This is a genomic window from Variovorax sp. 10N432 (genome assembly GCF_056394465.1).
The window spans coordinates 52,370-72,695 of the sequence record NZ_JBFTHX010000014.1; the positions used below are offsets into that span (position 1 = coordinate 52,370).

At 69.9% G+C, this 20,326-nt stretch carries 18 protein-coding genes; 8 read left to right on the plus strand and 10 right to left on the minus strand.

The annotated features are described in order from the left end of the window. The first annotated feature begins 22 nt into the window (after nt 1-22). The 7 genes from AC1DF3_RS17710 (at nt 23) to AC1DF3_RS17740 (ending at nt 5,591) form a co-directional block, all read left to right on the plus strand. Complete coding sequence (locus AC1DF3_RS17710; protein ID WP_286534923.1) at nt 23-952, plus strand: 2-hydroxyacid dehydrogenase; 930 nt, start codon at nt 23-25, stop codon at nt 950-952. A gap of 136 nt (nt 953-1,088) precedes the next feature. Then, nucleotides 1,089-2,009 (plus strand): hydroxymethylglutaryl-CoA lyase, encoded by a 921-nt coding sequence (locus tag AC1DF3_RS17715; RefSeq protein ID WP_478140350.1) that lies wholly within the window; start codon nt 1,089-1,091, stop codon nt 2,007-2,009. 89 nt (nt 2,010-2,098) lie between these two features. Next, entirely contained in the window at nt 2,099-2,587 is a 489-nt protein-coding gene (locus tag AC1DF3_RS17720) for a YbaK/EbsC family protein (RefSeq protein WP_286529544.1), read from the plus strand. A gap of 50 nt (nt 2,588-2,637) precedes the next feature. Continuing rightward, the gene (locus tag AC1DF3_RS17725) at nt 2,638-2,838 is read left to right on the plus strand and encodes a DUF1289 domain-containing protein (protein ID WP_286529562.1); all 201 of its coding nucleotides are present in this window, start codon (nt 2,638-2,640) and stop codon (nt 2,836-2,838) included. Continuing rightward, on the plus strand, nt 2,835-3,479 hold the full coding sequence (locus AC1DF3_RS17730) for a 2-hydroxychromene-2-carboxylate isomerase (RefSeq protein ID WP_286534862.1): 645 nt from the start codon (nt 2,835-2,837) through the stop codon (nt 3,477-3,479). The genes AC1DF3_RS17725 and AC1DF3_RS17730 overlap by 4 nt, the downstream gene beginning before the upstream one ends. A 144-nt stretch (nt 3,480-3,623) precedes the next feature. Then, entirely contained in the window at nt 3,624-5,315 is a 1,692-nt protein-coding gene (locus AC1DF3_RS17735) for an MFS transporter (RefSeq protein ID WP_286529546.1), read from the plus strand. A gap of 123 nt (nt 5,316-5,438) precedes the next feature. After that, entirely contained in the window at nt 5,439-5,591 is a 153-nt protein-coding gene (locus AC1DF3_RS17740; protein ID WP_286534861.1) for a hypothetical protein, read from the plus strand. A 3-nt stretch (nt 5,592-5,594) separates the two neighbouring features. On the opposite strand, the gene AC1DF3_RS17745 is transcribed toward AC1DF3_RS17740, so the two are convergent. The 10 genes from AC1DF3_RS17745 to AC1DF3_RS17790 form a co-directional block, all read right to left on the minus strand. Next, nucleotides 5,595-6,497, minus strand: coding sequence for an acyltransferase domain-containing protein (locus tag AC1DF3_RS17745; RefSeq protein WP_478140351.1), 903 nt, complete (start codon nt 6,495-6,497; stop codon nt 5,595-5,597). Then, entirely contained in the window at nt 6,494-7,369 is an 876-nt protein-coding gene (gene mdcB / locus AC1DF3_RS17750) for a triphosphoribosyl-dephospho-CoA synthase MdcB (RefSeq protein WP_478140352.1), read from the minus strand. The genes AC1DF3_RS17745 and mdcB overlap by 4 nt, the downstream gene beginning before the upstream one ends. Before the next feature lie 61 nt (nt 7,370-7,430). After that, nucleotides 7,431-8,117 (minus strand): malonate decarboxylase holo-[acyl-carrier-protein] synthase, encoded by a 687-nt coding sequence (gene mdcG, locus AC1DF3_RS17755; RefSeq protein WP_478140353.1) that lies wholly within the window; start codon nt 8,115-8,117, stop codon nt 7,431-7,433. Nucleotides 8,118-8,126: 9 nt separating this feature from the next. Continuing rightward, on the minus strand, nt 8,127-8,828 hold the full coding sequence (locus AC1DF3_RS17760; protein ID WP_286534857.1) for a biotin-independent malonate decarboxylase subunit gamma: 702 nt from the start codon (nt 8,826-8,828) through the stop codon (nt 8,127-8,129). An 11-nt stretch (nt 8,829-8,839) separates the two neighbouring features. After that, complete coding sequence (locus AC1DF3_RS17765) at nt 8,840-9,715, minus strand: biotin-independent malonate decarboxylase subunit beta (RefSeq protein WP_286534856.1); 876 nt, start codon at nt 9,713-9,715, stop codon at nt 8,840-8,842. Then, nucleotides 9,712-10,053, minus strand: a complete 342-nt coding sequence (gene mdcC / locus AC1DF3_RS17770) for a malonate decarboxylase acyl carrier protein (protein WP_286534855.1) — start codon at nt 10,051-10,053, stop codon at nt 9,712-9,714. Before mdcC ends, AC1DF3_RS17765 begins: the two co-directional genes overlap by 4 nt. A 14-nt stretch (nt 10,054-10,067) precedes the next feature. Further along, nucleotides 10,068-11,750 carry a malonate decarboxylase subunit alpha gene (gene mdcA, locus AC1DF3_RS17775; protein WP_478140354.1) on the minus strand — a complete coding sequence of 561 codons (1,683 nt, stop codon included), beginning with the start codon at nt 11,748-11,750 and terminating at the stop codon, nt 10,068-10,070. Between the two features lie 9 nt (nt 11,751-11,759). After that, on the minus strand, nt 11,760-12,524 hold the full coding sequence (gene madM / locus AC1DF3_RS17780; protein WP_286529555.1) for a malonate transporter subunit MadM: 765 nt from the start codon (nt 12,522-12,524) through the stop codon (nt 11,760-11,762). Nucleotides 12,525-12,528: 4 nt separating this feature from the next. Next, entirely contained in the window at nt 12,529-12,945 is a 417-nt protein-coding gene (gene madL / locus AC1DF3_RS17785) for a malonate transporter subunit MadL (RefSeq protein ID WP_286529556.1), read from the minus strand. Between the two features lie 144 nt (nt 12,946-13,089). After that, complete coding sequence (locus AC1DF3_RS17790) at nt 13,090-14,004, minus strand: LysR family transcriptional regulator (protein WP_286529557.1); 915 nt, start codon at nt 14,002-14,004, stop codon at nt 13,090-13,092. A 130-nt stretch (nt 14,005-14,134) separates the two neighbouring features. Here AC1DF3_RS17790 and uvrA point away from each other — a divergent pair, with 130 nt between their 5' ends. Further along, a complete protein-coding gene (gene uvrA / locus AC1DF3_RS17795) occupies nt 14,135-19,939 on the plus strand; it encodes an excinuclease ABC subunit UvrA (protein ID WP_478140355.1) in 5,805 nt (1,934 codons plus the stop codon). Nucleotides 19,940-20,326: the final 387 nt, after the last annotated feature.

The window sequence follows — 20,326 nt, forward strand, 5'->3', positions numbered from 1 at the left end:
TCCGGGGATGACTTCCTCCCCGATCCGAATCACCGTCTGCCTGACGGACAACCGTCCCGATCCCTGGATCGAGGGCCTGCGCGCCGCCCTGCCCGAAGCCGTGGTGGAGAACTGGACCCCCGGCGCCGCACCCGCCGACCATGCCGTGGTCTGGGCGCCGCCGCAGCGATTCCTCGACGAGCAACCGGGCTTGCGCGGGCTGTTCAACATCGGCGCCGGTGTCGATGCGCTGCTCAAGCTCAAGGTCGCGCCGCAGACCCAGGTCGTTCGGCTCGACGATGCCGGCATGTCGGTGCAGATGGCCGAGTATGTCTGCCATGCGCTGATCCGGCATTTCCGCGAGTTCGATGCCTACGAGGCCGAAGCGCGAGCCCGCCGCTGGAGCTATCGCAAGCCACGCGAGCGCCAGGATTTCGCGGTCGGCGTGATGGGTCTCGGCGTGCTCGGCGAGCGCGTGGCCAAGGCCGTGGCGCAGTTCGAGTTTCCGGTCAATGGCTGGAGCCGGTCGCCGAAGCAGATCCATGGGGTCGGCTGCTTCGCCGGCGAATCCCAGTTCGACGACTTTCTCGGCGCCAGCCGCGTGCTCGTGAACCTGCTGCCGCTGACCCGCGAGACGCGCGGCATCCTGAACCGCGACACGCTGTCGAAGTTGAACGGCGGCCGCCCCGGCGGCTACCTGATCAACGTCGCGCGGGGCGCCCATCTGGTCGACGACGACCTGATCCCGCTGCTCGACAGCGGCCAGCTCGCGGGCGCCATGCTCGACGTCTTCAACGTCGAGCCGCTGCCGGCCAGGCATCCGTTCTGGTCGCACCCCAAGATCACGGTGACGCCGCACGGCTCGGCGCGGACCGAGCGCGACATCTCGATCAGGCAGATCGCGGGGAAGATCCGGGCGATGGAGCGAGGGGAGGCGGTGGCGGGGGTGGTGGATGCGGGGCGGGGGTATTGAACATCGCTCGGCCAGCAGATGATCCACGCCTGTCCACGGAGAAGGCCATAGCCTGCCCAAATCCCACTGAGCGCCATGCCGATCCGGATGCGGAGAAAATGGCTGCTGCACCTTCCTCACCGACCATGAGCGCCCCATGAACCTCCCTCCCAAAGTCAAGATCGTCGACGTCGGCCCGCGCGACGGCCTCCAGAACGAGAAGCAGCCGGTGTCGGCCGAGATCAAGATCGGCCTCGTGCACCGCCTGCAGGACGCCGGCCTCAAGGAGATCGAGGTCACCAGCTTCGTCTCGCCCAAATGGGTGCCGCAAATGGCCGACAACGCCGAGGTGATGCACGGCATCCGTCGCAAGCCGGGCGTGCGCTATTCGGTGCTGACGCCGAACATGAAGGGCTTCGAGGCCGCGATCGCCGCGCCGCGCGAAGAATGGCCCGACGAGATCGTGGTCTTCGGCGCCGCCAGCGAGGCCTTCAGCCAGCGCAACATCAACTGCTCGATCGCCGAGAGCATCGAGCGCTTCCGGCCGGTGGTGGCGGCGGCGCGCGAGCACGGCATCTACGTGCGCGGCGCGATGTCCTGCACCGTGGGCTGTCCCTACGAGGGCGAGATCGCGCCCTCGCGCGTCGACATGCTGGCCGGCCTCATGAAGGAGATCGGCGTGCAGCACGTGGGCGTGGCCGACACCATCGGCGTCGGCACGCCGCTGAAGGTGCAGCGCGCCATCGAGGCCACGCGGAAGCACTACGGCGTCGACGACATCTCGGGCCACTACCACGACACCTACGGCCAGGCCCTGGGCAACACGCTGGCCAGCCTCGAGATGGGCGTCTGGCAGTACGACACCTCGTCCGCCGGGCTCGGCGGCTGCCCCTATGCCAAGGGCGCGACCGGCAACGTCGCGACCGAGGACGTGGTCTACATGCTGCACGGCATGGGCATCGAGACCGGCATCGACCTCGACCGCCTGATCGACGCCGGCGTCTACATCAGCGAGGCGCTCGGGCGCGAGCCGAATTCGCGCGCCTCGAAGGCGATCCGCAACAAGCGGGCCAACTGACATGAAATGCCCCCACGCTCATCGCTTCGCGTATCGCTGCCCCCCGACGGGGCGCTCAGTGCCCTTCGGGCGGCCGGGCGGGCACTGACATGTGCGGTGCCGAGCTCACTTCATTGCCGGAGGGCGTGCAGCGCGTCGCCCGTCTCCTTCAGGACAAGGGCCATGCCCACGCGCCGCAGATGCTCGACGACGCTGCGCGCACCGCGCAGCAGGCGGCCGATGCCCTGGGCATCGAGGTGGCGCAGATCGCCAAGAGCATCGTCTTTCGCCGCAAGTCGGACGACGCCGCGGTGCTGGTCGTGACCTCGGGCGACAAGCGGGTCGACGAGAAGAAGGTCGAGGCGCTGGTCGGCAAGCTGGGCCGCGCCGATGCCGAGTTCGTCAAGTCGAAGACCGGCTTCTCGATCGGCGGTGTCTCGCCGTTCGCGCATGCCGTGGCGCCGGTGATGCTGATCGACCGCGAGCTGTTCCGCTTCGAGGAGATCTGGGCCGCGGCCGGCCATCCGCATGCGGTGGTTCGGCTGCATCCGCGCGAACTCGAAGGCCTGACCGGCGCACCGGTCGCGGACGTGGTGTGAGCGTCGCTTCGTTGTCGACCCTGCCGGCGCGCGCCGCGGCTGTGCGCGCCATGGCCAGTGACCTGCCGTCGCCCTGCATCTCGATCTGCCGGATGGTGCCGGCCACGGGCTTCTGCGAGGGCTGCCTGCGCACCATCGCCGAGATCGCGGCCTGGAGCCGGATGGACGACGCCGGCAAGCGCAGCGTCTGGCGCGCGATCGAGCTGCGTGCCGAAGCCGGCTTCGGCGTCGCCGCCGGAGACACGCCATGAAGCACCTCACCTGCCACCTCGATTTCATCTCGCCCTATGCCTACCTGGCCTTCGAGCACCTGCCGCAGGCGCTCGAAGGCCTGAGCTACAGCGTGGCGTATCGGCCGGTGCTGCTCGGGGCACTGCTCAAGCACCACGGCCAGCTCGGCCCGGCCGAGATCCCGGCCAAGCGCAGCTGGACCTACCGCCATGTGCTGTGGCTTGGCCATGCCCACGGCATCCCGATCCGGATGCCCGCCACCCACCCCTACAACCCCTTGCCGCACCTGCGGCTGGCGCTGGCGACCAGCGCCGACGGTGAGATCAGCCGCTACGTGGCCGAGACCCTGTTCCGCGAAGTCTGGCGCAGCGGCGGCGAGCCCGGCGACCCGGCGCGCCTGGCGGCGCTGGCGGCCACGCTGCGGCCGCAGCGCGACGCCGGCGGCGAAGCGGTCAAGGCGCAGCTCAAGGCCAATACCGACGCGGCGATCGCGCGCGGCGTCTTCGGGGTGCCGGCCTTCGAGGTCGACGACCGGCTGTTCTGGGGCTTCGACGGCCTGGCGATGCTGCGCGCCTACCTGCACGGCGAGCCCTGGTTCGACGGCCCCGATTGGGACGCCGCCGACCAGCGTCCTTCCCTGCTGCTGCGCAGCAAACCGTAGTTTTTCCATGATCTGAAACGGTTGGCGCGGGTTGCACCTTAAACCGTCAGCCGACGTTCAGTTTCGCGACAGCCTCGGGTCAGTCGCCCCTCCAAGAATGCGATACGTCCCACGCCGTGGGCGGAAATTTCTACAGGAGACGACATGTCAGCCACACTAGATTCACGGGGAGCGTCGCACGCGCCCCGGCCCATGACCCAGGAGGAGAAGAAGGTCATCTTCGCCTCGTCGCTGGGGACCGTGTTCGAGTGGTACGACTTCTACCTCTACGGGTCGCTCGCGCCCGTGATCGCGCGCCAGTTCTTCAGCGGCCTCGATGCCGGCGCCGCCTTCATCTTCGCGCTGCTGGCCTTTGCGGCCGGTTTCCTGGTGCGCCCGTTCGGCGCCATCGTGTTCGGCCGCCTCGGCGACATGATCGGCCGCAAGTACACCTTCCTGGTCACGATCCTGATCATGGGCCTGTCGACCTTCATCGTCGGCCTGCTGCCCAGCTACGCGACCATCGGCGTCGCGGCGCCGGTGATCCTGATCGCGCTGCGGATGCTGCAGGGCCTGGCGCTCGGCGGCGAGTACGGCGGTGCAGCCACCTACGTTGCCGAGCATTCACCGCACGGCAAGCGCGGCGCCTACACCTCGTGGATCCAGACCACCGCCACGCTCGGCCTGTTCCTGAGCCTGCTGGTGATCCTGGGCGTGCGTGAAGGCGTGGGCGAGGCCGCCTTCGCCGAATGGGCCTGGCGCGTTCCCTTCCTGGTCTCGATCCTGCTGCTCGGCATCTCGGTGTGGATCCGGCTGTCGCTGTCGGAGTCGCCCGCCTTCCAGAAGATGAAGGCCGAGGGCAAGACCTCGAAGGCGCCGCTGTCCGAGTCCTTCGGCGAGTGGAAGAACCTGAAGATCGTGATCCTGGCGCTGATCGGCCTGACCGCCGGCCAGGCCGTGGTCTGGTATTCGGGCCAGTTCTACGCGCTCTTCTTCCTGACGCAGCAGCTCAAGGTCGATGCCACGACGGCCAACCTGATGATCGCCGCCGCCCTCCTGATCGGCACGCCCTTCTTCGTCGTCTTCGGCACCCTGTCCGACAAGATCGGCCGCAAGCCGATCATCATGGCCGGCTGCCTGCTGGCCGTGGTGACCTACTTCCCGGTCTTCAAGATGCTGACCGAGAACGCCAACCCCGCACTGGCCCGCGCCCAGGCGACGGCCGGCGTGGTCGTGACGGCCGATCCCCGCTCCTGCTCGTTCCAGGGCAATCCGGTGGCGCGCGAGATCGACTTCAGCAGCTCCTGCGACATCGCCAAGCGCTACCTGGTGCAGAACTCGGTGAGCTACGAGCGCGCCGACGGCCCGGCCGGTTCGCCGGCGGTGGTCAAGATCGGCGAGGTGGCGATCACGGCGCCGGTGGGTAACGTGGTCAACCACAAGTTCGACGAGGCCTCGGCCAAGGAGATCGCGGCCTTCAAGAAGGCGGTCGCCGAGCAGCTCAAGACGGCGGGCTATCCGACCAAGGCCGACCCGGCCCAGATCAACAAGGTCATGACCGTGGCGCTGCTGTTCTGGCTGGTGCTGCTGGTGACGATGGTCTACGGCCCGATCGCCGCCATGCTGGTCGAGATGTTCCCGACCCGCATCCGCTACACCTCGATGAGCCTGCCCTATCACATCGGCAACGGCTGGTTCGGCGGCCTGCTGCCGACCACCGCCTTCGCGATCGTGGCGAGCACCGGCAACATGTACAACGGTCTCTGGTATCCGATCGTGATCGCCGCGGTGACGCTGGTGGTCGGCACGATCTTCATCCGCGAGACCAAGGACGTCGACATCTACGCCAACGACTGAGCGTCCCGACGGCACGAGGGCCTCGGCCCTCGGTTCGACAAAGAGGCTTCGCGCCGGCTCGGCGCGAGGCCTTTTTCTTGGCTTGATCAGTTGAGACAGAGCAAGGTTTCAGGAGATTCAATCATGTGGAAGATCATCGTCGGCTTCGCCGTCTTCGCGGCCATCGTGCTGTACGTGCTCACCAAGGCGGGCGGCAGTGTCGACATGTCGGGCGAGAAGCACGGCGGCGACGCGACCCATGCGCCGGCACCGGCCGCGGCCGGCGAATCGAAGTAGCGATCAGTCGGCGTGGCGTCCGATCCAGTCGACGATGCCGCCGGCGCTGCGGAACTCGTCCGCGGAGCGCGCCGGGATGCCTGGGTGGCGCTGGTTCCACATCCGCGCCAGGGCCTGGCCCGGGCCGATCTCCAGCACGCAGCGCACCCGCCGCGCCGCGATGGCCTCCATGCACTCGTCCCAACGCACCGTGTGGTCGAGCTGGCGGGCCAGGGCGGACCGGGCCTGGGCAGCGTCGCGCACGCGGCCCGCGACATTGCTGAGCAGCGGGATTCGCGGCGATGCGAAGGGCTGCGTCGCCAGCCGCGCTTCGAAGGCCCGCGCGGCTTCGGCCATCCACCGTGTGTGCGAAGCGACGCCGACCGGGAGCGCCGTGGCGTGGCCGCCCTGGCGCAATGCCGCATCGGCGGCCGGCGCGAGCGATGACCTGGGGCCGCCGAGCACCACGCTGACAGGGTCGTTTCGAATGGCGATCAGCAGCCCGAAGTCGTTGCAGAGCCGGGCCATCGCCTCGTCCGCGAGGCCGCTGACCGCGAGCAGCCCGGCGGGGCATCGCTCGGCATCACGGTCCATCAGCGCGGCACGAAGCTGCACCAGTTCGATCGCATCGCCCGGCGCGAAGACGCCGGCCGCCGCGAAGGCCGCGACTTCGCCGACGCTGTAGCCGGTGACGACCGCGGGTTCCGGCAGCCGGGGCGCGAGCTGTGTCCACGCGGCCAGCCCGAGTCCGGTCAGGAGCAGCTGCGCATGCGCGTTACGGCTGGCCCAATCGCGGTCCTGCAGGTGCTGGCGCCAGTCCGCGCCCAGCACCCGCGCCACGCCCGACAGCAGTTCGTCGTCGGCCAGCCAGGAAAGCATCGCGGGATGCTGCATGCCCTGGCCCGAAAAGATCAGCGCGAAGCTCATGGCGCGGGCGGTCGGATGTCTTCGCAGACGCGCCGCATCCAGCAGGCGGCGGCCAGCGTGTCGGCCGCGCCGCCGGGCGACAGGCGGCGGGCGACGAAGTCGCGGTGCAGGGCCCGGGCGGCGGAGAGGCCGTGGTCGCTGGCTGCGCCACCTTGCGCAAGGTAGCCGCGCGCCGCCTGTTGCGCGTGGCGCAGTCCGGTCATGCCACCGCGGTGCGCGAGGTTGCTGTCGTCGAGCGTGGCCATGGTGGCGAACAGGGCGTCGATGCGGGCCCGCTGCGCGCCCAGGCCGCGCCGCAGCGCAGAGGCGAGGGCAGGCACGGCCGTTTCGAACAGCACCGGGAAGGCCAGTGCCGCTTCTTCGGATGCGCTGCGCAGGCCATGCCGGCGCGCGGCCATGCCGCCGGGCAAGGCGGAGACGCGCCGGGTTCGGGCGGCCAGCGCATCGCCCCAATGGCGACGCAATGCGTGGCGAAGCGCCTGCGGGTCGAGCGGCGCGCCGTCGCGGAGCAGGGCGCCCGCCGCGGCGCACAGCAGGCCGAGCGTGAAGATGGCGCCGCGGTGCGTGTTGATGCCGCCGGTGGCCGCCAGCATCCGCGCTTCGGCGGCGATGCCGCAACGCTCCAGCGCTTCGAACGGCGCCTGGGCCTCGCCGAGGGCGCAGATCTGCACGAAGTAGTGGCGCAATGCGAACAGGCTGCGCATGAAGGTGTGGGCATCCATGTCCGAGTGGCTGCCGCTGTCGACGAAGGACACCAGGCCCGGCTTGGGCGCCAGCGCGAGCTCGTCGTGCAGCGCCAGCGTGGCGGCGCGTCCGATGTCGGCCGCGCTCAGGCGCACCGCGCGTCGAGCCGGCAGACGGGCGGCGTTCATCGGGAAACCTCCGTGCTTCGCACTGCGGTGCGAGCCCCCTTCGGAGCGGCGGGGCGGGGGCTCATGCCTCCATCTCCAGCACCGGCGCATGGCGGCGCAGGAACGATGCATCCGCCATCGCCGCGCCCTCCAGCCGCTTCACGAGCAGGCGACGGGCCCGGCCTGCGCGCCAGGCGCTCCATTCGCGCCAGGCCACGGCCGTGCCGTCTTCGAACACCAGCTCGCCATCCAGCCGCGGCTGGCGGGGCGCGAAGCCTTCGAGATGGCGAACGACCGCGTCCGCATGCTCGGCATCGTCGACGGCGATCCACAGGTCGATGTCGGAGCTCTCGCGCAGGTAGCCGAGGCCGGTCAGCAGCTGCCAGCCGTAGCCGCCGTAGACGCGCGCCGGCGCGCGGCAGGCCGCGAGCGACTGGCCGAGCGCGCGCATCGCGGCGCGGGGTCCGCGCGGCAGCAGGCCCAGCACATCGGTGGCGCGCGGGAACTCGTCGAACCAGGCGAGCGCGCTGCGCGGCGCCTGGATGGCCAGGCGCCGCCGGTCCCATTGCAGCGGCGCCGGGAGGCCCAGCGCGATCGGGGCCTGCGCCGGGTCGGCGTGCGGCGGCTGCCGGGTCACGACCAGCGGCAGCCGGTGCGCGGCCCAGTGGTCGATGCAAGCCTGCGCCTGGGTGTCCCAGGCCTGCGCGCGGACGACGGCCCAGCCCGCGTCCGTCAGGCAAGCCAGYCGATGGCGTCGCAGCGGCATCATGGCGCGTCCTCAGGCCGCATCCAGCACGCGCTGCGCGACCGCCGCGGCGAGCTTGCGGCCGCCGCGCTCGGCGCCGTCGATCGCGCGCAGGTCGTCGCGGGGCGAATGCGCCAGCGCCTCGCGCAGGGCCGCCGCGAGATCGCCCCGCCACAGCGAGCGCACGCCGCCCATCGCGACGTAGTTCGATACCCCGGGCGCGAACACCGGGTTCGATTGCGACAGCGCGGTCAGCATGTCCTCGGGCAGCTTGGTCACGCGCGCCATCGCGGGGATGCGCATGACGCGGATCTCGGCCTCGGGCAGCGCATGGCAGGCATCCGCGATCAGGCCCGAGGTGATGAAGCCGCCCGACAGCGCCTGGTCGTACACCAGGCCGATCACGCGATGGCCGCGTCGCCGGGCGAGATCGATGCTGGCGCCGAGGTGGGCCATCGCGCGGTTGATGCCGAGCAGTTCGTCGCGCCGCCGCAGCTGCTGGCCCTGGGTGTCGACCAGCAGCAGGATCGGCCGCTCCGGGTGCTGCGCGAGGGTGTCGAGCACCACCCGCGCCTGGGCCAGGGCCAGCCTGACGCCGATCGGCGCGTGGTTCGTGGTGCCGATCACCGTGATCGGCTGGCCGTCGAAGTGCGCCGTGCCTTGCAGGAAGTCGCCGTCGGCGACGATGCCATGTCCGGCGCCGAAGAGCCCGGTGGCGAGAAGGTTCCAGTCCATAGCTTCGCTCCTCATGCAGGCCGCAGTGCGCGCACCGCGGCCACGTCCAGATCGGGCACGCGGTCGGCACCTGCAATGCCCAGGTGGGTCCACAGCGCAATGGCGTCGTCGCCGCCGTCCTCCGCCAGCGGGTCGCGCAGGCGTGCGGAGAGCAGGGCGTGCTCGGCTTCGAGCGTGGCGAGCGACACCGGCTTCGAGGCGCCGATCGCATCGATGGCCGCGTCGCGGAAGGCGGCCACGTCGTCTTCCACGAGCGCGTCGCAATCGCCGGTCAGCCAGCGGTGCTTGCCGCCCGTGGTGCGCCACACCAGGGCGCGGTCGCGCGAGTCGAATTCCTCCACCCCGTGCGAGGCCTCGATGACTTCCGGCCCGGACATGGCGAGCCGCCCGACATCGCTCATCACGATGTGGTCCGCGCAGCGCGCGACGATGCCCATGCCGCCGAAGCAGCCGTTCGCGCCGCCGATCAGCACCACCACCGGCACGCCGGCCGCGCGGACGTCGAGCACGGCGCGCATGACCTCCGACACCGCGATCAGGCCGGCATTGGCCTCGTGCAGCCGCACGCCGCCGGACTCCGCCAGCAGCAGCACCGCCGCCGGGCGGTCGCGCAGCGCGCGGCGCAGCAGGCCGACCAGCTTGGCGCCGTGCACCTCGCCGACGCCGCCGCCCATGAAGGCGCCTTCCTGGGCGGCGACGAAGACCTCCAGCCCGCCCAGCGTCGCCCGGCCGATCGCGACGCCGTCGTCGAAGGACGACGGCACGCCCAGCTGCGCCAGATGCGGGCTGGTCAGGCGCTCGGCCGGCGGCAGCCATTCGTGGAAGCTGCCCGTGTCCAGCAGTTGCGCGATCCGTTCGCGCGCCGAGCATTCGGCGTAGCTGATCATGGCCGTGCTCCTTGCGCCGCCGCCGGCAGTTCGGCCACGGCCTGGTCCAGCCGCAGGCTGACGACCGCGGGTGTCGCGCCCATGTCGTTGATGGCGATGCGCACGCCGGCCAGTGGATGCCGATCGTGGAAGTCGCCGAGCACGGCTTCCCAGATCGGGCCGAAGCCGCGTGCCGAGGTCTCGATGCGGACGGTGCAGACGTCGCCGCCGGCCGCTTCGAGCAGCACCTCCAGGTTGCCGGAGCCGACGACGCCGACGAGCACCGGCGCGAAGGCGCCGGCGGGTCGGGTGCCGGTGAAGGAGAAATCGAGGGCTTCGAGCCCCGCGGGAATGGTCATGGTCGTTCTCCTGGTCACCAGTTTCTGAATCGCTTGGGCGGCTGGTAGAGGCCGCCCGAGGCCCGCACCAGGTCGCGCATGCTGCGTGCGGCCAGCAGGTTGCGGGTGGCCTGCCGCGGATCGATGCCGAGGTCTTCCGGCCGGCGGATGACGCCGCGGTCGCGCAGGTTCTCGACCGCGCGCCGGTCGCGCGCGAGGCCGACCGCCGTGTAGCCGGCCACGCCGCGAATCGCCTGCTCGCGCTCCGCGTCGGTGCGGCACAGCAGCAGGTTGGCGATGCCTTCCTCGGTCAGGATGTGCGTGACGTCGTCGCCGTAGATCATGATCGGCGGCAGGTCCATGCCGGCCTGCTCCTGCAAGGTCCAGGCATCGAGCCGGTCGACGAAGGCCGGCTGCATGTGCTCGCGGAAAGTCTCGACCATCTGCACCACCAGCTTCTGCCCGCGCGGTGTCCCGGCGGCGCCGCTGCGTCCGGCGCGCGCTTCGCGCCCGGCCTTGAGCCACGCCGGGCTCGCGTGACGCCGGCCGCGCGCGTCGGCGCCCATGTTGGGCGCGCCGCCGAAGCCCGCGATGCGGCCCAGCGTGGCGGTCGAGCTGTTGCCGTCGAGGTCGATCTGCAGGGTCGAGCCGATGAACAGGTCGCAGGCATAGTGGCCCGCGGCCTGGCACAGGGCGCGGTTGCTGCGCAGGCTGCCGTCGGGCCCGGTAAAGAACACATCGGAGCGGGCGCGGATGTAGTCCTCCATGCCCAGCTCCGAGCCGAAGGAGTGCACCGATTGCACCCAGCCGGCTTCGATCGCGGGAATCAGCGCCGGATGCGGGTTCAATGCCCAGTGCCTGCCGATCTTGCCCTTGAGCCCCAGCGATTCGCCGTAGGTCGGCAGCAGCAGCTCGATCGCCGCGGTGTCGAAGCCGATGCCGTGGTTGAGGCGCTGCACGCCGTACTCGGCGTAGATGCCCTTGATCGCCATCATCGCCATCAGCACCTGGATCTCGCTGATCTGCGCCGGATCGCGCGTGAACAGCGGCTCGATGAAGTTCGGCCGCGGCGCCTTGACGACGAAGTTCACCCAGCCGGCGGGTATGTCGACGCGCGGCAGCGTGGTGGTCCTGCCGTCCACCAGTTCGTTCACCTGCGCGATCACGATGCCGCCCGAGAACGCCGTGGCCTCGACGATCACCGGCGTGTCCTCGGTGTTGGGACCGGTGTAGAGGTTGCCCTCGGCATCGGCCGCGTGCGCCGCGACCAGCGCCACCTGGGGCGTGAGGTCGACGAAGTAGCGCGCGAAGAGTTCGAGGTAGGTGTGGATGGCGCCGATCTCGATGCGCCCCGCCGACACCAGCTTAGCCAGCCGCGCGCCCTGCGGTCCCGAGAAGCTGAAGTCCAGCCGCGCCGCGACGCCGTTCTCGAACACGTCGAGATGTTCAGGCAGTGCCAGCACCGACTGCACCATGTGCAGGCCGTGCACCCGCGCCGGATCGACCTGCACCAGCGCCTTGGCCAGGAAGTCGGCCTGCTTCTGGTTGTTGCCTTCGAGGCAGACCCGGTCGCCCGGCTCCAGCACGGCTTCGAGCAGCCTGCCGATCGCTTCGGTGGCGACCCGTTTGCCGCTGAGTTGCGTGCCCAGTGCGCCGGCCGCCCGCGCGAGGCGCGCGGCCCGGTTGTCGGCCTTGGTGTTCCAGTTCGTGCGTTCCATGGTGTGCCCTCAACCCACCAGTGCCTTGGTGGCGAAAAACAGCAGCGACGGGCCGAGCAGGCAGCCGAGGCCGGTGTGGAAAGTGGCGACCAGCGCGCCGTAAGGCACCAGCTTGCGGTCGGTGGCGGCCAGTCCCGCCGACACGCCGCTCACCGTGCCGGCCAGGCCGCCGAACACCATCGCCGAGCGCGGCGTCTTCAGGCCCAGGAAGCGCGCCGCGATCGGCGTGCCCACCATCACGAGGATGGCCTTGACCAGCCCGGTGGCGATGCTCAGCGCCATCACGTCCGGGCTGGCGCCGATGGCCGCACCCGTCACGGGGCCGACGATGTAGGTCACGGCGCCGGCGCCGATGGTGGTCATGCTCACCGCGTCCGAGTAGCCGAAGCTCCAGGCGATGGCGGCGCCGACGATGAAGGGCAGCACCGTGCCGAGCAGCAGCGACACCACGCCGATCAGCCCGGCCTTGCGCGCCTCGGTGGCCTGCACCTCGAACGCGGTCGCGACGATGGCGAAATCGCGCAGCATCGCGCCGCCCATCAGTCCGATGCCGCCGAACAGCGTCATGTCGGCCAGCCCCTTGTGGCCGCCGGTCTGGGTGCCGCCCCAGTAGGCCAGCGCCAGCCCGATCACGATCGCGATGGCCGAGCCGTGCACGCGGCCGAAGGTCAGCCGGCGCGAGATCTGGCCCGACAGCAGGATGATCAGGCCGACCACCGCGAAGGCGGTCACGAGGCCGTTCTGGATCGCGGCTTTTTCGAGGATTTCGATCATGGTGTCACTCCGCTTCGGTCAGGAGGGGGTTGTCGTGCAGGATCGGTGCGCCATCGGTCTGCGCCTGCGGCCGCTCGGTCCGATTGATCACGGCGATCACGCAGGCACAGACCGCCACCGCGGCGATGGCCGACAGCAGCGCGACCGGGCCGCCGCGCAGCGCCGACACCATGTCCTGCTGCGCCGCCATGGCGACGACGACCGGGATATAGAGCGCGCCCCAGTACTCGACGCCGAGTTCCGTCAGCTTCGGCAGCATGTTGCGCCGCTGCATGTAGATGCGGGCGAAGATCAGCAGCAGCATGGCGATGCCGACGCCGCCGACATTGGTCTTGACGCCGAGCGCCTGGCCCAGCAGGTCCCCGAGAAAGATGCCCAGCAGGTGGCACACGGCCAGCAGGGCGGTACCGAAAATGATCATCCGCTTGTCTCCTTGGATTCGCCGTCCGGAATCGCGGCGCTGTGGAGACGAACGGTACCGGCGGCCCCCGTCCCGATCAATTAACGGGGGGCGGCGACGCTTACGCCGCGTGAAACGGTCGCGGGTAAACCCCGGGCGGCAGTTTCAGGAGAGGTCGGCCTTCGAACTGCGGCACAGCGCCAGCAGGGCCAGCAGATTGGGGTCGCGTTCGCGCGTGCGCAGGAAGTTCACCGCGATGGTCTGGCGCACCAGGTACTTCGCCTGCAGCGGAACCAGCCGGACGTTGTGCGGCAGCGCGCCGCGCACCCGTCCGGGCAGCAAGGTATAGCCCACGCCGCCGCTCACCAGGTTCATCAGCGAGAAGATGTCGCCCGTCTGCATCACCACGCGGGGTGCGAACTCGGCGATGCGGAACGATTCCATGAAGCCGCTGTAGGTCACGAAGCCTTCGGACAGGCTGACGAAGTGTTCGTCGGCGCAGGCGCCGAGGTCGACCTCCTTCATGCCGGCGTAGCGGGAGTCGACCGGTGCGGCGAAGAAGATGTCGTCCTCGAACAGCGGCTCCGATTCGACGTCGGGCGCCTCGCCGGGGATCGCCATCAGCACCGCGTCGACGCCGCCGTCGCGCAGCTTCTGCAGCAGATCGGCGTTCGAGCCGAGCACCAGCTCGGTGTGGAGTTCGGGCAGGCGCTGCTTCATCCCCATGATGACCTTGGGCACGGTCCGGCTGGTCAGGGAATAGAGCGACCCGATGCGGATCCGGTCGGCCGAATAGCCCGCCACCTCGCGCGTCGCCCGGATGCCTTCCGACAGCGTGCGCACCACGTCCCGGGCGACGTCGGCCAGCGTCTTGGCGGCGTCCGTGGGCAGCAGGTTGCGGCCCTCGAGCCGGAACAGCGCGCAGCGGGTGCCGGTTTCCAGCGAATGCAGGGCCCGGTGCACGCTGACCGTGCTGATGTCGAGCCGCTCGGCGGTGCGCGCGAGGTTCCCGGTTTCCATGAAGGCAAGCAGGATCTCGAGCTTGCGGAAGGTGATTTCTTCGTCGACGAGGAAGGTCATATGTGTCCGTGTGTAATTATTTCGTGCACGGTCCGGCGAGGAAGCCCCCGCATAGCGCGCAACCATACGCCCACGCCGGCGCGGGCCGCGGCAGCTTCCTAGAATGTCTGCCCCACCCCGCAAGGCATTCATGACACAGGGCTCCATCCGGATTCGCGGTGCACGTCAGCACAACCTCCAGAACCTCGACCTCGACATCCGCACCGGCGAGATGACGGTGGTCACCGGGCCGAGCGGCTCGGGCAAGTCGAGCCTGGTGTTCGACACCCTCTATGCCGAAGGCCAGCGGCGCTATGTCGAGACCTTCTCGGCCTACGCGCGCCAGTTTCTCGACCGGATGGACAAGCCGGCGGTCGACAAGGTGGAGGGCGTGCCGCCCGCGATCGCGATCGACCAGACCAATCCGGTGCGCTCCTCGCGCTCGACCGTCGGCACCATGACCGAGCTCAACGACCATCTGAAACTGCTGTTCGCGCGCGCGGCCCAGTTGTTCGACCGCGAGACCGCCCTGCCGGTGCGGCACGACTCGCCCGATTCGATCTACGCCGAACTGCAGTCTCGTGCCGCCGCGGCGGGCGATCCGCGGGTGGTCCTGACCTTCCCGGTCGAGCTGCCGGCCAGCACCTCGGCCGACGAGGTGACGCAATGGCTGTCGGCCAGCGGCTTCACGCGGGTGCAGGCCGAGCGCGAGGTCGCGACCCCGACCGGCCCGCGCAAGGTGCTCGACGTCGTGGCCGACCGCTTCCGCATGGCCAACGCCGAGCGGGCGCGCGTGGTCGAGGCGATCGAGGTGGCGCTGAAGCGCGGCAGCGGGCGCCTGACCGTGTACGCGGTGGCGGCCGAGGAGGGCGTCGAGCCCGATATCTGGAAGTTCTCCACCGGGCTGCACTGCCCGGAGAGCGACATCCGCTACACCGATCCGATCCCCTCGATGTTCTCGTTCAACTCGGCGGTGGGCGCCTGCGAGACCTGCCGCGGCTTCGGCCGCGTGATCGGCGTCGACCTCGGGCTGGTGATTCCGAACGACAAGCTCACCTTGCGCGCCGGCGCCATCAAGACCATCCAGACGCCGGCCTGGAAGGAGGCGCAGGACGACCTCATGCGCCACGCCGAAGACGCCGGCATTCCGCGCGACACGCCATGGAACAAGCTCACGGCCGAGCAGCGCCACTGGGTGATCGAGGGCTCGCCGAACTGGAAGGGCAAGTGGAACCAGCAGTGGTATGGCGTGCGCCGCTTCTTCGCCTACCTGGAAAGCAAGGCCTACAAGATGCACATCCGCGTGCTCTTGTCGAAGTACCGCAGCTACACGCCGTGCCCGACCTGCGCCGGCGCGCGGCTCGAACTCGAGAGCCTGCTGTGGCGCATCGGCAGCAAGGAAGACGCCGATGCCGTGCTGGCGCCGTCCAAGCGTTTCATGCCGGTCGGCGCGAAGTGGTCGCGCGAGCAGCTCGAGGCCCTGCCGGGCCTGTGCCTGCACGACCTGATGCTGCTGCCGATCGAGCGCCTGCGCCGTTTGTTCGACCGCATCGAAAGCCACGGCAACAGCAGCACCGCGAGCGAGGGCGACATCCAGGCGCTCAAGCTGCTGTTCGAGGAGATCACGACCCGCCTGCGCTACCTGCACGACGTCGGCATCGGCTACCTGACGCTCGATCGCCAGAGCCGCACGCTGTCGGGCGGCGAGGTGCAGCGCATCAACCTCACGACCGCGCTCGGCACCTCGCTGGTCAACACGCTGTTCGTGCTCGACGAGCCCAGCATCGGCCTGCATCCGCGCGACATGAACCGCATCACCGAGGCCATGCTGCGGCTGCGCGACGCCGGCAACACGCTGGTGGTGGTCGAGCACGACCCGGCCGTGATGCTGGCGGCCGACCGGGTGATCGACATGGGGCCGGGCCCGGGCATCCGGGGCGGCCAGATCGTCTTCGACGGCAGCACCGATGCGCTGCGCGATGCCGAGACGCTGACCGGCCAGTACCTGGGCGGGCGCAAGCAGATCGGCATGGGCTTCCGCCGCATGGTCAGCGACAACACGCCGCGCCTCATCCTCGAAGGCGTGCGCGAGCACAACCTGCAGGACATCACGGTCGAGCTGCCGCTGTCGCGGTTGGTCTGCATCACCGGCGTCAGCGGCTCGGGCAAGTCGACCTTGGTGCAGGACGTGCTGGCGCCGGCCCTGATGCGGCACTTCGGCAAGGCGACCGAAAGCCCGGGCGCGCACGACCGCATGCTGGGCGCCGATCACCTGAGCGACGTGGTCTTCGTCGACCAGTCGCCGATCGGCAAGACGGCGCGCTCCAATCCGGCGAGCTATGTCGGGGCCTGGGACGCGATCCGCGAGATCTTCGCCACCGCGGCGCTGTCGCGCCAGCGCGGCTACACGGCCTCGAAGTTCAGCTTCAACAGCGGCGACGGCCGCTGCCCGACCTGCGGCGGCTCGGGCTTCGAGCATGTCGAGATGCAGTTCCTGTCGGACGTCTACCTGCGCTGCCCGGACTGCGACGGCAAGCGCTACCGGCCCGAGATCCTCGAGGTGACGATCGAGCGGGCCGGCCGCGACCTCAACGTCGCCGACGTGCTCGACCTCACGGTGGCCGAGGCCGCTGCGGCCTTTGCTTCCGACCGCGAGGTGCTGCGCGTGCTGCAACCGATCGTCGACGTCGGCCTCGACTACGTGAAGCTGGGCCAGCCGGTGCCCACGCTCTCGGGCGGCGAGGCGCAGCGCCTCAAGCTCGCGGGCTTCCTGGCCGAGGCGGCCAAGAGCGGCAGCGCCAGCAAGCAGCCGCTGGCGCGCAAGGGCACCTTGTTCCTGTTCGACGAGCCGACCACCGGACTGCACTTCGACGACATCGCGCGCCTGATGCGCGCGTTGCGCAAGCTGCTCGACGCCGGCCATTCGCTGGTCGTGATCGAGCACAACCTCGACGTCATCCGGGCCAGCGACTGGATCATCGACCTCGGGCCCGAAGGCGGCGAGGGCGGTGGCCAGGTGGTGGCGGTCGGCACGCCCGAGCAAGTGCGCGAGAACCCGGTCTCGCTGACCGGCGCGGCGCTGGCCGACTACGAACTCGCGGTCGGGCCGGGCGCCTACAAGGTGGCCGAGCGCGCGGCGCGAAGCTATGCGGCGCGGGTGCAGCCGGTGCAGGGGCGCGACGCGATCCAGATCGTCAATGCGCGCGAGCACAACCTCAAGAACCTGTCGGTCGACATCCCGCGCGGCAAGTTCAGCGTGGTCACGGGCGTCAGCGGATCGGGCAAGTCGACGCTGGCCTTCGACATCCTGTTCAACGAAGGGCAGCGGCGCTACCTCGAATCGCTCAACGCCTATGCGCGCAGCATCGTGCAGCCCGCGGGCCGGCCCGAGGTCGATGCGGTCTACGGCATTCCGCCCACCGTCGCGATCGAGCAGCGCCTGTCGCGCGGCGGCCGCAAGAGCACGGTGGGCACCACCACCGAGGTCTGGCACTTCCTGCGCCTGCTGTACGTCAAGCTCGGCATCCAGCACTGCATCCATGACGGCGCGGCGGTGCAGCCGCAGACGCCCGACAGCATCGCGGCGCAGCTGCTGAAGAACTTCAAGGGCCAGCACATCGGCCTGCTGGCGCCGCTGGTGAGCAACCGCAAGGGCGTCTACACCGAGCTGGCCGACTGGGCGCGGCCGCGCGGCTTCACCCACCTGCGGGTCGATGGCGAATTCCTGCCGACCACGGGCTTCCCGCGCATCGACCGCTTCAAGGAGCACAGCATCGAGCTGCCGGTGGCCAGCCTGGACGTGCTGCCGGCGCAGGAGACCGAGCTGCGCCAGGCGCTGACCAAGGCGCTCGAGCACGGCAAGGGCGTGGTCCACGTGCTGAGCAACCTCACGGGCCTGCGCGCCGCGATGATGGCCGGCGCACCAACGCTCGGCATCGGCCACGCCCATGTGTTCTCGACCTTGCGCGCCTGCCCGGTGTGCAGCACCAGCTATGCGGAGCTCGATCCGCGGCTGTTCTCCTACAACAGCAAGCACGGATGGTGCCCCGACTGCGTCGGCACCGGCGTCAAGCTCACGAAGGAGCAGCGCAAGGTTTATGACGACTCGGTGATGGCCGACGACCAGAAGGGCCGCGAGCAGACTTTTGCCGAGCCCGAGGCGGAAGACGTGGGCGACGTGGCCTGCCCGACCTGCGAAGGCACGCGGCTCAATGCGACCGCGCGCGCCGTGCTGTTCGGCGAGGGCGGCGGCATCGGGATCACCGAGCTCGCCCGCATGAGCGTGACCGACATCCGCGTCTGGTTCGAGAACGTGGTGCTGAGCGGCCGCCAGGCCGAGATCGCGCGCGACCTGGTGCCGGAGATCAAGAGCCGGCTCGAGTTCCTCGAGGAGGTCGGGCTGGGCTATCTCACGCTCGACCGCGGCGCGCCGACCCTGAGCGGCGGCGAGGCGCAGCGGATCCGGCTCGCGGCGCAGCTCGGCAGCAACCTGCAGGGCGTCTGCTACGTGCTCGACGAGCCGACCATCGGCCTGCATGCGCGCGACAACCAGATCCTGCTCGACGCGCTGCACAAGCTCGGCGACAAGGGCAACACGCTGGTGGTGGTCGAGCACGACGAGGACACGATCCGCCGCGCCGACCACATCATCGACATCGGCCCGAGCGCGGGCAAGCGCGGCGGCCGGCTGGTGGCCGAAGGCAGCGTGGCGGACATCGAGGGCGCCGGCGATTCGCAGACCGGCCGCTACCTGCGCGACGCGATCAGGCATCCGCTGCAGCCCCGGCGCGGCGTGCCTTCGCCCGAGCCGGGTGCCCCGGGCTGGCTCAGCGTGAGCGGTGCCGACTTGCACAACCTGAAGGATGTCGCGGTCTCGCTGCCGCTGCATCGCCTGGTGGCCGTCACCGGCGTCAGCGGCTCGGGCAAGTCGACCCTGGCGCGCGACGTCCTGCTGGCCAACGTGTACGCGGTGGTGGTGCAGCGCATGACCAAGGCCGGCCGCGATGCAGATGCCGCGGGCAAGCATCCGAAGTGGGTGGGTTGCAGCGCGGTCGAGGGCTACGAGACCATCGACCGTGTGCTCGAGGTCGACCAGACGCCGATCGGCAAGACGCCGCGCAGCTGCCCGGCGACCTACATCGGTTTCTGGGACACGATCCGCAAGCTGTTCGCCGATACGCTGGAAGCCAAGGCGCGCGGCTACGGCCCCGCACGCTTCAGCTTCAACACCGGCGAAGGCCGCTGCCCGGGCTGCGACGGCGCCGGCGTGCGGACCATCGAGATGAGCTTCCTGCCCGACGTCAAGGTGGCTTGCGAGGTCTGCCACGGCGCGCGCTTCAACCCCGAGACGCTGGCGGTCAGCTGGCGCGGCAAGAGCATCGGCGATGTGCTGCAGATGGAGGTCGACGAGGCGGTCGAGTTCTTCGCCTCGATGCCCAACATCAGCCATCCGCTGCAGCTGCTGAAGGACGTCGGACTCGGCTACCTGACGCTGGGCCAGCCGTCGCCGACGCTGTCCGGCGGCGAGGCGCAGCGCATCAAGCTGGTGACCGAGCTCAGCAAGGTGCGCGACGACGTCACGCGGCGCGGCAACAAGGCGCCGCACACGCTCTACGTGCTCGACGAGCCGACGGTGGGCCTGCACATGGCCGACGTCGAGAAGCTGATCCACGTGCTGCATCGGCTGGTCAACGGCGGCCACAGCGTGGTGGTGATCGAGCATGACCTCGATGTCATCGCCGAGGCCGACTGGCTGATCGACCTCGGGCCGGAAGGCGGCAACGGGGGCGGGCGTGTCGTGGCTGCGGCGCCGCCGGAAGAGGTGGTGAAGCTGGGCACGCACACGGGCGTGGCGCTTGGGCCGGTTTTGGCGCGTTCCATGGAGCGGCATGTGGTGCTGACGCTGCCGGTGCAGGAGTCGGTGGAGTCCTCTGTGAAGGTCCGTAGGGAAGCCTGACTGTTGTTTTGATCTTTGTTCGTTGACGTTGGAGGGGGCGCCCGGCATGCGGTGCGGGCCGTGCGACCCCACTGCGCCGGCCCTTCGGGCTCCCTTGCGGTGCTCGCTTCAGGCGGGGTCCACGCGAAACTCGCTTCGCTCAAACACGCGCGGCCCTTTATCCGCCTGAAGCTGCGCTCCTCAGCGGCGCAGAGGGGATCGCCCGTCCCGCACCGCATACCGGGCGCAGGGGTGTGCGAACAATCCAAACTTCTCCAACGCCGATGCAACCCCGACGTCTCAGCGGTGGCGGGCGGTATGCCCTGGGCCGGCCGTTGAGGCACCGCCGAGCAGCGCAGCGGTGCGCGGAAAAAGGGCCGCGCGTGTTTGAGTGGAGCGCAGCGGAGC

What these genes read in the sequence shown, in the direction of transcription:
- AC1DF3_RS17715 (WP_478140350.1), top strand. Translation starts at nt 1,089, where the DNA reads ATGAACCTCCCTCCCAAAGTCAAGATCGTCGACGTCGGCCCGCGCGAC.
- AC1DF3_RS17720 (WP_286529544.1), top strand. Translation starts at nt 2,099, where the DNA reads ATGTGCGGTGCCGAGCTCACTTCATTGCCGGAGGGCGTGCAGCGCGTC.
- AC1DF3_RS17725 (WP_286529562.1), top strand. Translation starts at nt 2,638, where the DNA reads ATGGCCAGTGACCTGCCGTCGCCCTGCATCTCGATCTGCCGGATGGTG.
- AC1DF3_RS17730 (WP_286534862.1), top strand. Translation starts at nt 2,835, where the DNA reads ATGAAGCACCTCACCTGCCACCTCGATTTCATCTCGCCCTATGCCTAC.
- AC1DF3_RS17735 (WP_286529546.1), top strand. Translation starts at nt 3,624, where the DNA reads ATGTCAGCCACACTAGATTCACGGGGAGCGTCGCACGCGCCCCGGCCC.
- AC1DF3_RS17740 (WP_286534861.1), top strand. Translation starts at nt 5,439, where the DNA reads ATGTGGAAGATCATCGTCGGCTTCGCCGTCTTCGCGGCCATCGTGCTG.
- AC1DF3_RS17745 (WP_478140351.1), bottom strand. Translation starts at nt 6,497, where the DNA reads ATGAGCTTCGCGCTGATCTTTTCGGGCCAGGGCATGCAGCATCCCGCG.
- mdcB (WP_478140352.1), bottom strand. Translation starts at nt 7,369, where the DNA reads ATGAACGCCGCCCGTCTGCCGGCTCGACGCGCGGTGCGCCTGAGCGCG.
- AC1DF3_RS17760 (WP_286534857.1), bottom strand. Translation starts at nt 8,828, where the DNA reads ATGGACTGGAACCTTCTCGCCACCGGGCTCTTCGGCGCCGGACATGGC.
- AC1DF3_RS17765 (WP_286534856.1), bottom strand. Translation starts at nt 9,715, where the DNA reads ATGATCAGCTACGCCGAATGCTCGGCGCGCGAACGGATCGCGCAACTG.
- mdcC (WP_286534855.1), bottom strand. Translation starts at nt 10,053, where the DNA reads ATGACCATTCCCGCGGGGCTCGAAGCCCTCGATTTCTCCTTCACCGGC.
- mdcA (WP_478140354.1), bottom strand. Translation starts at nt 11,750, where the DNA reads ATGGAACGCACGAACTGGAACACCAAGGCCGACAACCGGGCCGCGCGC.
- madM (WP_286529555.1), bottom strand. Translation starts at nt 12,524, where the DNA reads ATGATCGAAATCCTCGAAAAAGCCGCGATCCAGAACGGCCTCGTGACC.
- madL (WP_286529556.1), bottom strand. Translation starts at nt 12,945, where the DNA reads ATGATCATTTTCGGTACCGCCCTGCTGGCCGTGTGCCACCTGCTGGGC.
- AC1DF3_RS17790 (WP_286529557.1), bottom strand. Translation starts at nt 14,004, where the DNA reads ATGACCTTCCTCGTCGACGAAGAAATCACCTTCCGCAAGCTCGAGATC.
- uvrA (WP_478140355.1), top strand. Translation starts at nt 14,135, where the DNA reads ATGACACAGGGCTCCATCCGGATTCGCGGTGCACGTCAGCACAACCTC.